The sequence below is a fragment of the Chloroflexota bacterium genome, from assembly GCA_016197225.1.
In the GTDB taxonomy this organism is placed as follows: domain Bacteria; phylum Chloroflexota; class Anaerolineae; order Anaerolineales; family VGOW01; genus VGOW01.
This window is the reverse complement of record JACPWC010000071.1, coordinates 125171-138509: the sequence shown is the minus strand read 5'-3', so window position 1 is coordinate 138509 and position 13339 is coordinate 125171. Positions and strand designations below refer to the sequence as shown.

Annotated in this window: 14 protein-coding genes and 1 tRNA gene; all 15 read left to right on the top strand. The window is 59.3% G+C overall.

Going from position 1 to position 13339, the window contains the following annotated elements:
* Window positions 1-79 precede the first annotated feature (79 nt).
* The 15 genes from HYZ49_13650 (at window position 80) to HYZ49_13580 (ending at window position 13321) form a co-directional block, all read left to right on the top strand.
* Window positions 80-1441 (top strand): LysM peptidoglycan-binding domain-containing protein, encoded by a 1362-nt coding sequence (locus HYZ49_13650; GenBank protein MBI3243329.1) that lies wholly within the window; start codon window positions 80-82, stop codon window positions 1439-1441.
* A 61-nt stretch (window positions 1442-1502) separates the two neighbouring features.
* Window positions 1503-1859: a DUF192 domain-containing protein gene (locus tag HYZ49_13645; protein ID MBI3243328.1), complete on the top strand. Its 357-nt coding sequence runs from the start codon at window positions 1503-1505 to the stop codon at window positions 1857-1859.
* Between the two features lie 91 nt (window positions 1860-1950).
* Complete coding sequence (locus tag HYZ49_13640) at window positions 1951-3306, top strand: LysM peptidoglycan-binding domain-containing protein (protein MBI3243327.1); 1356 nt, start codon at window positions 1951-1953, stop codon at window positions 3304-3306.
* Window positions 3307-3409: 103 nt separating this feature from the next.
* Complete coding sequence (locus HYZ49_13635) at window positions 3410-5005, top strand: hypothetical protein (protein MBI3243326.1); 1596 nt, start codon at window positions 3410-3412, stop codon at window positions 5003-5005.
* Between the two features lie 2 nt (window positions 5006-5007).
* Window positions 5008-5457, top strand: a complete 450-nt coding sequence (locus HYZ49_13630) for a hypothetical protein (GenBank protein MBI3243325.1) — start codon at window positions 5008-5010, stop codon at window positions 5455-5457.
* A gap of 46 nt (window positions 5458-5503) precedes the next feature.
* Window positions 5504-5752 (top strand): MoaD/ThiS family protein, encoded by a 249-nt coding sequence (locus tag HYZ49_13625; GenBank protein ID MBI3243324.1) that lies wholly within the window; start codon window positions 5504-5506, stop codon window positions 5750-5752.
* A 19-nt stretch (window positions 5753-5771) separates the two neighbouring features.
* Window positions 5772-6017: a hypothetical protein gene (locus tag HYZ49_13620; GenBank protein ID MBI3243323.1), complete on the top strand. Its 246-nt coding sequence runs from the start codon at window positions 5772-5774 to the stop codon at window positions 6015-6017.
* Window positions 6018-6297: 280 nt separating this feature from the next.
* Window positions 6298-6369, top strand: a tRNA-Arg gene (locus HYZ49_13615).
* Between the two features lie 343 nt (window positions 6370-6712).
* Window positions 6713-7714: a ribosome small subunit-dependent GTPase A gene (gene rsgA, locus HYZ49_13610; protein ID MBI3243322.1), complete on the top strand. Its 1002-nt coding sequence runs from the start codon at window positions 6713-6715 to the stop codon at window positions 7712-7714.
* Window positions 7711-8664: a hypothetical protein gene (locus HYZ49_13605; protein ID MBI3243321.1), complete on the top strand. Its 954-nt coding sequence runs from the start codon at window positions 7711-7713 to the stop codon at window positions 8662-8664. Before rsgA ends, HYZ49_13605 begins: the two co-directional genes overlap by 4 nt.
* A complete protein-coding gene (locus HYZ49_13600; protein ID MBI3243320.1) occupies window positions 8661-9503 on the top strand; it encodes a class I SAM-dependent methyltransferase in 843 nt (280 codons plus the stop codon). Before HYZ49_13605 ends, HYZ49_13600 begins: the two co-directional genes overlap by 4 nt.
* On the top strand, window positions 9500-10402 hold the full coding sequence (locus HYZ49_13595) for an aminoglycoside phosphotransferase family protein (protein ID MBI3243319.1): 903 nt from the start codon (window positions 9500-9502) through the stop codon (window positions 10400-10402). Before HYZ49_13600 ends, HYZ49_13595 begins: the two co-directional genes overlap by 4 nt.
* Before the next feature lie 43 nt (window positions 10403-10445).
* The gene (locus tag HYZ49_13590; GenBank protein ID MBI3243318.1) at window positions 10446-10895 is read left to right on the top strand and encodes a GNAT family N-acetyltransferase; all 450 of its coding nucleotides are present in this window, start codon (window positions 10446-10448) and stop codon (window positions 10893-10895) included.
* Window positions 10896-10908: 13 nt separating this feature from the next.
* The gene (locus tag HYZ49_13585) at window positions 10909-12264 is read left to right on the top strand and encodes an aspartate aminotransferase family protein (GenBank protein MBI3243317.1); all 1356 of its coding nucleotides are present in this window, start codon (window positions 10909-10911) and stop codon (window positions 12262-12264) included.
* On the top strand, window positions 12257-13321 hold the full coding sequence (locus tag HYZ49_13580) for a GNAT family N-acetyltransferase (GenBank protein ID MBI3243316.1): 1065 nt from the start codon (window positions 12257-12259) through the stop codon (window positions 13319-13321). Before HYZ49_13585 ends, HYZ49_13580 begins: the two co-directional genes overlap by 8 nt.
* Window positions 13322-13339: the final 18 nt, after the last annotated feature.

The following is a 13339-nucleotide window of genomic DNA, read 5'->3' as shown; positions in this document are numbered from 1 at the left end:
CCCGGTCTTGGCGAATGGGTATACTTATTGCAACCAAACAAGCGCGGCAATCGTCATACCCCTGAAAGGACACCTGTTTATGAATAAGTTCGTCAAACTCACCCTCGGCCTGCTGGCCGTTCTGGCCGTCATCGGGAGCGCCATCCCGGCCCTGGCCGAAAACACCGCCGCCGACGGCCCCAACCTGCTCGTCAACCCTGGCTTCGAAAGCCCATACGCCAAACAGTGCTGTCACACCGAATCCACCTTCCCGCCCAATACCCCGATTGACGAAGTCCAGGTCGCCAACGGCTGGCGCGGCTGGTGGCGCGAACCCAGCTTCCCCAACTACCCGCCCACCTGCACTGGTTGCACCGCCTGGCACCGCCCCGAGTGGCGCGAAGCCGCCCCGTTCACCAACCGCATTCACAGCGGGGCCAACGCTCAAAAATATTTCACCTTCTTCTCCGTTCACGAAGCCGGCATGTACCAGCAAGCATCGGGGGTTAGCGCCGGCCAGCGCCTGCGCTTCAGCGTTTACATGCACGCCTGGTCTACCAACGGCGGCAGTGTGACCTCGACCACAAAAGACAACGACATGAGTCTGAAAGTGGGTATTGATCCAACCGGCGGCACTGATCCCTTCAACAGCCGGATTGTGTGGAGCGCGCCGACCAACGTCTGGGACAACTGGGCATTGTTCACTGTGGAAGCCGTCGCTCAGGGGTCAACCGTCACCGTGTTCACTTACTCCAAACCGCGCTGGGGCCTGGAGCACAACGATGTTTATATTGACGACGCCAGCCTGGTGGTCACAGATGGCAGTTCAACGGTAGCGACTGCCACCCCCCAGCCCACATCCACCAGCGTGGGGGCCACCGCCGCGCCCACCTCAACCAAAGCGCCCACCACCGTCGCCCCCACTACGGTTCCAACCGCCGCTTCCCAAACTTACACCGTTCAACGCGGCGACACCCTGCGGAGCATCGCCCGCAAATTCAACACCACCGTTCAGGCCATTCTGAATCTCAATGCCGTCCCTAATCCAAATGTGATCTTCCCCGGCCAGGTGCTCAAGATTCCGGGCGCGAGCGCCCCGGCCCCCACTGCGCCGCCCGCCGGCGCAGGCCCCACGCCAACTTCAGCCGCACCAGGCTCGCTCACCACTTACACCGTCCAGCGCGGCGACACGATGTATAGCATTGCTCGCAAGTTCGGCACTACCGCCAACGCCATCATCGCCGTCAACCCCGGCATCAACCCCAACCGCATCTTCCCCGGCCAGGTGATCAACATGCCGTTCAACAACGCCGGCGAGAAGAAGACTTACGTGGTGCAACGCGGCGACAACTTGCGCAAGATCGCCGCCAGGTTCAACACGACGACGGCTGTTCTGCAACAACTCAACGGCCTCTCCGACCCGAACAAAATCTTCGTCGGGCAGACGTTGATCGTGCCGTAACGCCGTAGGGGCGATTCACCACTATGGGGGCCTTTGGCCTGAATCGCCCCTACGCCATTTCATGCGCCTCCGCCACAAACCCACCAACGCCATCCTGCTCACCAAAGTCAAATGGTGTGACACGTTCCTCTGCCGCCTGCGCGGGCTAACTCTGCGCGGGCCGTTGGCCGAGGGCGAAGGCCTGGTGCTGGTAGAAAAACGCGAGTCGCGCCTGGACACCTCCATTCACATGTTCTTTGTGTCCTTCCCCATCGCCGCCGTCTGGCTTGACGCGCGCTTTCGAGTCGTGGATACTTGCCTCGCGGAACCCTGGCGGCCCTTTTACGCCTCCAAAGCGCCCGCCCAATACGTCCTTGAGGCTTCTCCCTTTCTCCTGAAAAAAGTTGCCGTCGGTGATGAACTTGCTTTTGAAGACTAGATCTGCTCTTTCCCTCATCCCCGGTTTTCAGCAAGCGTCAAACTTCAAACGTCATTTTTTACGTTTGACGTTTCACGTTTGTTTAGCTCTTTTGCTTGTTACCGCTTCAGGCCTCGCGCCTGCCCGCGCCCAAAGCTCCGGCCCGGAATACGTGGTGAAGGAAGGTGACACGTTGTTCTCAATCGCCCGCGCTTTCGGCATCACCGTCGAGGCCCTGCAACAGTTCAACAACATCGCCGACCCGTCCCTGCTCGCCGTCGGCCAAACCTTAGTCATCCCCGGCTTCACGGGTGTGAACGGCAAATTGCTCACCTATCGAGTCCAGCTTGGCGAAACACTGGCCGGCCTGGCAAAGCGTTTCGGCGTTGCGCCTGAAATCCTCATCCGCCTCAACCGCATCACCAACCCCGAGTCGTTGTACGTCGGCCAGTTCCTGATCTATCCCGAAGGCGTGGGCGGCCTGGCGGCTGGCATCACGGCGGTAGCCGCGCCAGGCGACTCGCTGGCGGCGCTGGCGGCCCGGAGCGGGCAAACAGTGTGGGGGCTGACTCTGCTCAACGATCTGGACTCGCCCTTCATCACCTACAACGGCCAACACCTTGTCATCCCCGGTGACGCCGCCACCGGCCCCGCCCTCACCGGCCTGCCCCAACCCTTCCTCTCGCTCACCCTCCAGCCGGAACGCCCGACTCAGGGCGGCACGTTGGAGGTGCTAGCGCAGACTCTTGAAGGCACGACGCTTTCGGGCCAGTTTGGCCAGTGGGCATTGCGCTTCAACACGGCTGCCAACGGGCTGGCCGCATTGCAAGGCATCCACGTCTTCACCGAGCCGGGGCTGTATCCGCTCATCATCACGGCCACTTCGTCAAATGGAGTCACAACAATCTTTGAGCAAATGGTGCCGGTGGCCGACGCCGGCTATCCGGCGCAGCAGTTGTACGTCGGCGCCGAACAAAGCGCCCTGCTCGATCCGAACGTGGTGGGGCCGGAGCGGGAACAGGTGGCCCAAATCGTGTCGGCTTACACGGAGATCAAACAGTGGCAGGGCGTGTTCATCAAGCCGGTGCAGTCCGAGCGAATCACGACCGGCTTCGGCTGGCGCAGGTCTTACAACGGCGGGCCGTTCGACAGTTATCACGACGGCATTGACTGGGGCATGCCGGGCGGCTCGCCCATCACTGCCCCGGCGGCAGGCACGGTGGTTTTTGCGGGGCAACTCACCGTGCGCGGCAACGCTACCATCATTGACCACGGCTGGGGCGTGTACACCGGCTACTGGCATCAATTCAGAATTGATGTGACGGTGGGACAGGTGGTGCAAGCCGGCGAGTTGATTGGCGAAGTGGGTTCCAGCGGACTCTCGACCGGCAGTCACTTGCATTTCGTCGTTTGGGTGAACGGCAACCAGGTGAACCCTGAGGAGTGGTTGGAGAGGGAGTTTCCGTAACCTTTGACAACACTCCCTCACTGGATATAATTCACCTTGCATCGGCGGTGCAATTCCCCTCCTCATTTTCACTGCCAGCATATCAATCCACCGAGGCTCATTAGTGATTCAACGCCAAACGCAGACGGCTGTCTACTGGGACGATAACTTTATTGTCGAAGACGCCGACCTTGAACATCTCAACAATCTCCTTCTCGAAGACGAGACCCCCCTCACCGCCGACGAGCTAGTGCTGGCCCTCATCCGCCGCCGCGTTGAGCGCGAAGAGCACGCCATTCAACGCCAGTTGTATCGCGGCGGCGCAGTGTACCTGCCTAAAGAAACCTTTGCCGTCGGCCAGGAAATCACCTTCGCTCATTTGCAGTTCGCTTCCGGCAGAGTCGCCGAAGTGCGGCCCGGCCTCAATCCCGAAATTGGCGAGTTCGACGTCATCGCCATTGACTTCGGCGACGGCAAAGCGCCACGACATTTTGCGGCTCGAATGGCCGAGCACAAACTGAACGAATTTGATGGCACGCGCGCTGAAGGCGATGCGCCGTTACGCGCGCCCGAAGAATTGGCGGCGGAGTACGGCCCGCTGGTGTGGGCCAAACTCGAAGCCCGCTTCAAAGCCAAAGGCGACGTGGTTCGCATTGCCACCCGCTGGTTCCCGCGCGGGCTGTTAGCCACCATCAACGAAGGCCACCTCAACCTGGCCGAAGCCGTGCTCGACATGGCCGGCGGCGGGCCACTGCCCACCTCAGACTTGTTGCCGCATCTCGACTTGCCGGCCACCATCAACGAAAAGCTCAAAACCTTCTCGCTCGATTACGCTCTGCAGGAAGACTCGCGCTTCGACGAGGTAGGCCCGGCCGGGCAAGTGCTCTGGTTCCTGCACCGCCTCGAACCCGCCGAAGTGACGGCTACGCCGCGCTGGTTGCGATGCGAACGGCCCTCGGAGACGGCGGCACTGCCTGACGTTCTAAGCCAACTGGAAGTTGAACTGGACGACGAGTTCGGGCCGATGCGCGCCACGACAGGGGAAACATCACCGGCAGAAGTGACCCTGACTCTCACCTTCCCTCACCGCCGGGCCGGAACCTTGCCGCTTTCACCTGCTCTGTCGCCTCTTTTCCCAACGGCTTATGAGTCGCCTAGAATCCGTTTCACTTTGATAGACGGCTTCACCGGCGAAAAACATCCGGGCTGGGTGGTGCGGCAGGGCCGCTATGTCTTCGGGCTGGCCGAGTGGTATCAGAAATATGAGATGCTGGTCGGCGGTCACATCAAAGTCTCACGCGGCGACAACGCCGGCGAGGTGGTGATCAAAATTACCCGCCGCAAGCCGACGCGCGAGTGGGTGCGCACTGCCACCGTCAGCGAAGGCCGCGTTTCGTTTGCCATGCAAAAGCGCCCGATTGCCGTTGACTACGATGAGCAGATGATCGTATCGCTCGACAATCTGGCGGCGATTGACGACATTTGGACGAAGGCCGCCGAGCGGCGAACGCCGCTGGCGAAAGTGGTGGCCGACACCTTCCGTGAACTGGCCAAGCTCACGCCGCAATCTGCCGTTCATGCCCGGTCACTGTACAGTGCCGTCAACGTCATTCGCCGGTCGCCCGCCGCCCCAATCTTCGCCGAACTGGTCTCCCAACCTTACTTTGTTCACGTGGGCGACGCCTACTGGCGCTTTGACGACTCTGCCTACACCGAATAACTATGACTCTGCCTGCTACGAATACTCGTCTGGTCAAGCCGACGATCACCACACCCTTCCACATTGATTACGCCTGGTGGGAGCGCGAGAGCCGGGAACTTCGCGTTTACCTGCAAAGCCATCTGTGCCCGGATCATCAAGCCAAATATCAGTCGCTTGAAGAAACTGATCAGATTGACTGGGTTGACCCGGAAACGGCGGAGGTGCAGAGGCTGGACGGCTTGCAACATGCTCTGCGCCACCACTGCTCACAACAACCCGGCTATCTCCAGCAACACACTTCGCTGGTAGACGCCATCTTCCGCGTGTTTCTGGCCAATGGCAACACGCCGCTCACTCCTATAGAAATGGCCGAGCGCATCAACCGCCCCACTCAGGCCAACACCATTCTCAAAACGCTCTCCGGCGGGCGGGTATACAAAGGCTTGCGCCCCTACTTGAACAACGGGTAATCTGTCTCCCGGACGCGCTGACAACAAATCTGCGAAATCTGCGGACATGAAGGTCTACGTCAAACTCTTCGCCCTGCTCCGCCAGCACCATCCCGGCCCCAACCGCTCCGAGCCGCTCGTCGTCGAACTGCCGGCCGGGGCCACTGCCGCCAACCTCATCCCTACTCTCAAACTCCCCGAAAAACTCGTCCGCCACGCCTTCATCAACAACCAGCAGAAGACGCTCGACACGCCGCTGAACGACGGCGACAAGATCAACCTGTTTCCGCCAGTGGTTGGCGGATCAATCCTTTGAATTCGGCGTGAATCTCCCGATGGCAGTTGGCACACACCAAAACACACTTATCAAGCTCAAGCACGATTTTTCTGAAAGTTGTGTGCTTGAGGTGCGAAATAGTCACATCCTTTCCGTTCGGGTCAATGTGATGGAATTCCAGCGCGCCGATGTAATGGTTGTAACCACATCGCACACACTTGCCACCTTTATACTTGACAGCTTTCTGTTTAAGTTCGCGCTGTCGCTCAAGGGTTTGCAGGTTAGTACATTGCTTGCAGTATGATGAGTGCCCTGTCTTGCTCCGGCGGTTGTAAAAATTCTCGATCGGCAAAGTCTTCTTGCACCGAGGACATTTTCGACGCCCGTGGTCGGTTACCTCATTTAGATTTCTCGTATTGTGACTCCCAAACGGGGAGCAATTAATACAGAATTTTCTAGATTGGAGGTTTCGCGTCGTACCTCCAATCGTCAATTTGTTGGGAAATTCCGTGCCACATTTATGACAGATTGGCATTTCACCCTCCTGTTTTACGTCCATAGTATAATCTGACAGAGAGTTAAAGGCCCCCGTAGCTCAATGGAGGAGCAGAGACCTTCTAAGTCTAAGGATGCGCGTTCGAGTCGCGCCGGGGGCGCTCTTCATTGCAATTTTCAAAATTTCTTGACAGGCTTCGCTAAACCGTGCTAAACTCGCGGCATCCTATCGAAAGGAGGCGCACAGACAATGACAACCCTTTACTTCAACTCCCCTCAACTTGTCGCCAGCATGAAATCCATCATGTCTTGTCTGACCGCGCCTGAACGCTAACCTGACGTTAGCCTGACCCTTTAGCCATCAACGGCCATGGGCGCGCTCTGCTCCGTGGCCGTTTTGATTCACCGGCCACGAGAGCGGCAACATGCGGCGACTCGTGGCCGTTACGTTTTAAGTCGCCGTAGGGCAAGTTGGCAACTTGCCCGCTTTCGATAAGGAACACCATGACTCAACACCCTCAGGCAGTTCATCAGGGAACTGTCTTCAAAAAACTCCTGGGCAAATACTTTGTCCGCGCGGCGGGGCAGGTCTTCGATTGTTCGATCTCCAACCGCCTCCGCAAAAATCTCATCTACCCCATTGCCGCCCCCACCGACCCCAAACGGCGCGGCAAGCGGGTGCAGGCCGTCAAAGAGATCGCCGTCGTTGACCCGGTTGCCATTGGCGACTGCGTCAGCTTCGTCGAGGCCGACCACGGCACGGGCGTCATCACCGACGTCCTCCCGCGCCGCAACAAGCTGGCGCGACCGACGGCGGAAGTGGCAGGCAAGCACCCACAGGAGCAAGTGATCGTCGCCAACGTTGACCAGGTGGTGGCCGTCTTTCCGGTTCACCCTGATCCTAAGTGGCGCCTGCTGGATCGTTACCTGGCGATGGCCGAAGCTGCCAACATCCCGGCACTGATCTGCCTCACCAAGCTCGACCTGGCCGACGAGGCCGAGCCGCTGACGCTCATTGCCGAAGAGTATGGCCGCCTCGGCTACCCAACTCTGCTCACCAGCGCGGTAGATGGAACCGGCATCGCGTCGCTCAAAGAGGCGTTGCGCGGCAAGCTCTCGGCCTTCATCGGCAAGTCGGGCGTGGGCAAGACGACGCTCCTCAATGCCGTCCAGCCCGGCCTCGGCCTGCGCGTCAACGCCGTCAACACCCACACTGGCGAAGGCAGGCACACCACCTCTCACCTTGAGATGTTCGACCTTGAGTTCGGCGGCAGTGTGGTGGATACGCCCGGCTTGCGGATGTTCAAACTGTGGGATGTCGGCTCCGACGATTTGGCCTCGCTTTTGCCGGAACTACGGCCTTACGTCGGCCAGTGCCAGTTCGGGCTAGACTGCACCCACAGCCACGAGCCGGGGTGCGCGATCAAAGCCGCTGTTGAAAACGGCGGCGTCACCGTCCGACGATATGAAAGTTACCTGGACATGAAAGAGTACTTCAACCTATGATCGATCTTGAATCTTACGAAGAATTGGATCTTCAAACAGATGACCGCCGCCCCCGGCGGGTCAAGCTGAATCACAAACCCAAACAGAACAAATGGGAAGCCGCCGCTTCGCTTTACGAGCCGGACGCCGCCGGAAAGAACGAGCGACTCTTCAGCCCGTCGGTGAACGCGACAAGCGAAGAGATGGGCTGGATCATCGAGCATCTCGGCCAGTTCTATCTTGGCAAGGTTATCGCCGATGTGACCCGGCGGGTGAAGGGCGGCAAAGAAGCCAACGTCTATTGCTGTGCCGCTCACCCCGACTCTGGCCGCGACCTGATCGCCGCCAAGCTGTATCGCCCGCGCAAGTTCCGCGCTCTCAAAAACACAACCGAGTATCAACAGGGCCGGGCCATGCTCGACGCCAAAGGCAACGCCATCAGCGCCCGCGACTGGCGCATGCACAAAGCCATCGCCGGCAAATCGCGCAAGGGGCTGGAGGCGGCTCAGACTTCGTGGTTGATGCACGAATTCACCCTCATGCAACAACTGCACGAAGCCGGCGCTGACGTGCCGGAGCCGCTCAAGCACAACGAGTATGCGCTGTTGATGGAGTACGTGGGCGACGAGACGATGCCCGCGCCGGTGTTGATTGACGTGCCGCTGGATTCCGCCGAAGCCCGCCCGCTGTTTGAGCGGCTGATGTGGAACGTCGAGATCATGCTCTCGTGCGGTTGGGTGCACGGCGACCTCTCGGCTTACAACGTACTGTACTGGAACGGCGCGATCTCGATTATTGACTTCCCGCAAGTCGTCGGCCTGCAAGCCAACCCGTCTGCCCGCGCCATCTTCCGGCGCGACGTGGAGCGGGTGTGCCAATACTTTGCCCGCTACGGCGTGGCGAGCAACCCGCCGCAACTGGCGAACGATTTGTGGCACAAATACACTTCAAAAAAGGAACCGTTAGCATGAACACCACCGCTGTTGTTACCACCGGACAAGACTTTGAATATCGCGACCAGATGGCGGCAACCTGGGACTTGTTTCGCGGCGACACTTCCAACTGGGAAGACCGCTTTCTCTTCCTCGAAGTGATTCGCAAGTACGGCCAGCCCGCCCTCGACGTGGGCTGTGGCACAGGCCGCCTCCTGTTGGATTTCCTCTCGCAGGGAATAGACATTGACGGCGTGGACATCTCCCCGGAGATGCTGGCCCTCTGCCACCAGAAGGCGGCGAAGCTTGGCCTCAAGCCAAACACGTTCCAGCAGAGAATGGAGTCCCTGGACTTGCCGCGCAAGTATCAGACGATCATCGTGCCCTCAAGCTCGTTTCAACTGCTCACCGATCCGGGTTTGGCCGCCGAGGCGATGGGCCGCTTCTTCGCCTACCTTCTGCCCGGCGGCACGCTGGCCATGCCTTTCATGGACATCTGGGATGACGGCAGCCCGACGGAAACAGAGTGGGCACCCAGGGGCGAGAAGGTCAGGCCGGAGGATGGCGCAACTGTGCGCCGCTGGTCGCGGGCCTGGTACGACCTGGCCAATCAGCTTGAGCATACTGAAGACCGCTACGAAGTGACTCTCAACGGCGAAGTGATTGCCTCTGAACTCCACCGCCGCTCGCCCGCCACCCGCTGGTACACCCGCGATCAAGTCATCCGGCTTTATCGCCAGGCGGGCCTTACCGACATTCAGTTCTTCAAGTTCGACGCCGTGATCGCGCCCGCGCTCAAGGATGACAAAACATATCTGGCTGTTGGGCGGTTCCTGTGGAAAGAGGACGAATCTGCCGACAGTGAAAGGCGCTTATGACTGCTGGCAAAATGCATGACGACGAGATGGATACCGACGCATTCCTCGTGGGCCGGTTGCTCGCCGCGCAGTTTCCGCAGTGGGCAGACCTTCCCATCGAACCGGTCCCTTCCGCCGGAACTGACAACGCGCTCTACAGGCTCAGCGATGACATGGTTGTGCGATTGCCACGCATTCATAGGGCCGTTGGACAGGTGGAGGAGGAGCACTTGTGGCTACCGAGGCTTGCCCCGTTCCTGCCGCTCGCCATCCCCGTTCCGCTCGCAAAAGGTGAACCCGGTGAGGGCTACCCCTGGCATTGGTCGGTTTATCGGTGGCTCGAAGGCGAGAATGCGGCCCTCGAGCGCATTGCCGAGCCACGCCAAGCGGCGATTGATTTAGCGCAATTCATAGCTGCCCTGCAACGACTTGATGCAACAGGCGGGCCGCCGCCCGGGCCGCACAACTCCTCTCGCGGCGAACCGCTGGCAAGGCGAGACACGGAGACCCGCGACGCAATTGCCACTCTGCGAGGCACGCTCGATGCCGACACAGTGACCGCTGTGTGGGACGCAGCCATCGAGGCGCCAGCTTGGCACGGCCCGCCCGTCTGGCTCCATGGAGACCTGCAATCTGGGAATCTGCTGGCTGTACAGGGCCGGCTCATCGCTGTCATTGATTTCGGATGTCTGGGCGTGGGTGATCCAGCCTGCGACGTGATGGCCGCGTGGCTCTACCTGTCTGCCGAAACCCGGGACGTGTTCCGTGCAACCCTACAAGTCGATGATGCGACTTGGGCGCGAGGTCGCGGCTGGGCGCTGTCTGTCGGGTTGATTGCCCTCCCTTACTACCAGAACACGAATCCAGTGCTTGCCGGAATAGCCCGACGTGCAATCGCGGAAGTTCTTGCGGACGGATAGACCGCAATCTGAAACTACCGCCCAGAGCAAGGAATAGAATGCAATGACAACAGTCGTCTACAAAGAAAACCTCGACAGCGTGGATTGGACCGAGATGAAAGCGACTCTGCTTCAGGACAATTTCGACAATGGCCGAAACCCGGAGCAACTCAGGCGCTCGTTTGAAAACAGCGCGATCACGTGCATCGCTTACGCCGACGCTCGCATCATCGGCACGGTGCGGGCGCTGTCGGACGGCGTTTGCAACGCTTACATTGTGGACGTGTGGACGCTCTCGGCCTATCGTCATCAGGGCATTGCCAGCAAGATGATGCAAATTGTGTTCGACAAACTGCCGGGACAACACGTCTACCTGTTCACCGACGACGCGGTTGAGTTTTACAAGAAGCTGGGCTTCAAGGATCAGGGCATTGGCCTGGGGAAAGTGGTCGGCCAGTGGTTGGTCAATGATGCGCTAGAATCAGAGTCACACCCCACCATTGCTGAGTCATAAAGCCGAAAGGAAAATGATGACTACCATTGACCGAACCCGATTGAAAGAACGCCTGGCACAAGAAGAACAACTCTTCGTCGAGAAGCACCCGCGCTCGCGCGAACTGTTCGAGCGGGCCAAATCCAGCCTACTGGGTGGCGTGCCCATGAACTGGATGGTGCGCTGGGCGGGCAAGTACCCCGTCTTCGTCAAAGAAGCAAAGGGCGCGCACTTCACCGACGTGGATGGCAACGACTACGTTGACTTTTGCCTGGGCGACACGGGCGCGATGACCGGCCACGCGCCCGAAGCCACGGTGAACGCCCTCGTCGAGCAAGCACGGCATGGCATCACCCTCATGCTCCCCACCGAAAACGCGATCTGGGTTGGCGAGGAACTTGCCCGACGCTTCGGCCTGCCCTATTGGCAGATCGCCATGACCGCCACCGACGCTAATCGTTTCGCGATCCGGCTCGCCCGACACATCACGGGCCGCAAACTGATTCTGGCCTTCAATTACTGTTATCACGGCACGGTGGATGAGACGTTCGTCACCTTGAACGACGGGGTCGCCGGCCCCAGGCAGGGCAACCTTGGCCCTGCAGTGAACCCGGCCACGACGACCAAAGTGATCGAGTTCAACGACCTGGCCGCTCTTGAAGAGGCGCTCGCCCCCGGCGACGTGGCCTGTGTGCTGGCCGAACCGGCCATGACCAACATCGGCATCATCCATCCCGATCCTGGCTACCACGACACCCTGCGGGAGATCACCCGCCACACCGGCACATTGCTGATCATTGACGAGACGCACACGATCTGCGCCGGGCCGGGCGGCTACACCAAAGCCTACGGCCTCAAGCCGGACCTGCTCACCATCGGCAAGCCGATTGCGGGCGGAATGCCCGCCGCAACTTACGGCCTGAGCGTCGAGGTGGCCGAACGAATCCGCAGCGCAACCAGCGTGGAAGATGCTGACACGGGCGGCATTGGCGGCACACTGTCGGGCAATGCGTTGGCGCTGGCGGCGATGCGGGCCACGCTTGAGCACGTGCTCACCGAAAAAGCCTTTGCCCGAATGATTCCGCTCGGCGAACGATTCGGCGAAGGAGTCGAATCAGTGATTCGTGAGAAGCGACTGCCGTGGATTGTGAAGCGGCTCGGATGCCGGGCCGAATATTGGTTCCGCGAGACGCCGCCACGAAACGGCGGCGAGGCTGCCGCCGCGGTGGACGTTGAGCTTGATCGTTTTATGCACCTGTTCGCCCTCAATCGTGGCATCCTGATGACGCCGTTTCACAACATGGCGCTCATGTCGCCCAGCACAACAGCGGAGGATGTTGACTATCACACGAAAGTGTTTCGAGAGAGCGTTGAGGCGCTGGTTGGGTAAGAAAGAAATCACGGATTTATTGAATCCGATCAGCAACTTAGGAGCAATTATGTCTGATGATCAGATTGCCGTAGCGAATGCCCCTGCTATCTCTGGATTGAGTTTTCGCCGCTTTCGAGGCGAGAGTGACTATCCCCATATATTAGCCGTCATTACGGCCAGTGCCGGGGCAGACAAAATCGAGCGCACGGATACCGTTGAAGGTATCGCCAATAATTATAATAACCACCTGACCAACTGTGATCCCTACCAAGATATGATCTTTGCAGAAATCGCGGGCGCGGTCATTGGCTACTCGCGAGGGTGGTGGTGGGATGAACCAGCAACCGGACGAATATATGAATTTGTCGGCTTTCTGGCGCCGACGTGGCGGCGTCAGGGGATTGGTCGGGTGATGCTGTGGTGGATTGAGAATCGCCTTCGTGACATCGCGGCGACACATCCAACGGATCAGGCCAAATTCTTTCAGGCTTCGGCCTCGCAATTTCAAGAAGGCACGACCCTAATGCTGGAGCGCGCAGACTACCAACCCATACGCCACTTCTATCAAATGGTGCGGTCATCACTTGATGACATTCCCGATTTGCCGTTGCCCGAAGGGCTGGAAGTGCGCCCGGCATTACCTGAACATTATCGCCCCATCTGGGCATCTGTTGACGACACCAGTCAAGACGAGTGGGGATATACAAAGTCCACTGAAGAAGATTATCAAGCCTGGCTGACCAACCCTCTCTTTCAACCGCATCTGTGGCAAATAGCCTGGGATCTCGCGACCCAACGAGTTGCAGGGCATGTGTTGACTTTTATCGATCAGGCACAGAACGAGAAGTTCAACCGAAAACGCGGCTATACAGAGGGAATTGGGGTAGATCGGGCCTGGCGGCGTCGGGGCCTGGCCCGGGCGCTGATCGCCCGCAGCCTACAAGCGCAAAAAGCAGAAGGCATGTCCGAGTCTGCTCTAACTCCTGATAGTGAAAACCTGGGCGCAACACGCTTGTATGAGAGCTGTGGCTTTCGAGTCGTTAGGCGCGATACCATCTACCGCAAGCCAGTTTAAGAGCGGGCAACGGAGTGG

What these genes read in the sequence shown, in the direction of transcription:
- HYZ49_13605 (MBI3243321.1), top strand. Translation starts at nt 7,711, where the DNA reads ATGATCGATCTTGAATCTTACGAAGAATTGGATCTTCAAACAGATGAC.
- HYZ49_13625 (MBI3243324.1), top strand. Translation starts at nt 5,504, where the DNA reads ATGAAGGTCTACGTCAAACTCTTCGCCCTGCTCCGCCAGCACCATCCC.
- HYZ49_13595 (MBI3243319.1), top strand. Translation starts at nt 9,500, where the DNA reads ATGACTGCTGGCAAAATGCATGACGACGAGATGGATACCGACGCATTC.
- HYZ49_13585 (MBI3243317.1), top strand. Translation starts at nt 10,909, where the DNA reads ATGATGACTACCATTGACCGAACCCGATTGAAAGAACGCCTGGCACAA.
- HYZ49_13650 (MBI3243329.1), top strand. Translation starts at nt 80, where the DNA reads ATGAATAAGTTCGTCAAACTCACCCTCGGCCTGCTGGCCGTTCTGGCC.
- HYZ49_13620 (MBI3243323.1), top strand. Translation starts at nt 5,772, where the DNA reads ATGGCAGTTGGCACACACCAAAACACACTTATCAAGCTCAAGCACGAT.
- HYZ49_13630 (MBI3243325.1), top strand. Translation starts at nt 5,008, where the DNA reads ATGACTCTGCCTGCTACGAATACTCGTCTGGTCAAGCCGACGATCACC.
- HYZ49_13590 (MBI3243318.1), top strand. Translation starts at nt 10,446, where the DNA reads ATGACAACAGTCGTCTACAAAGAAAACCTCGACAGCGTGGATTGGACC.
- HYZ49_13645 (MBI3243328.1), top strand. Translation starts at nt 1,503, where the DNA reads ATGCGCCTCCGCCACAAACCCACCAACGCCATCCTGCTCACCAAAGTC.
- rsgA (MBI3243322.1), top strand. Translation starts at nt 6,713, where the DNA reads ATGACTCAACACCCTCAGGCAGTTCATCAGGGAACTGTCTTCAAAAAA.
- HYZ49_13600 (MBI3243320.1), top strand. Translation starts at nt 8,661, where the DNA reads ATGAACACCACCGCTGTTGTTACCACCGGACAAGACTTTGAATATCGC.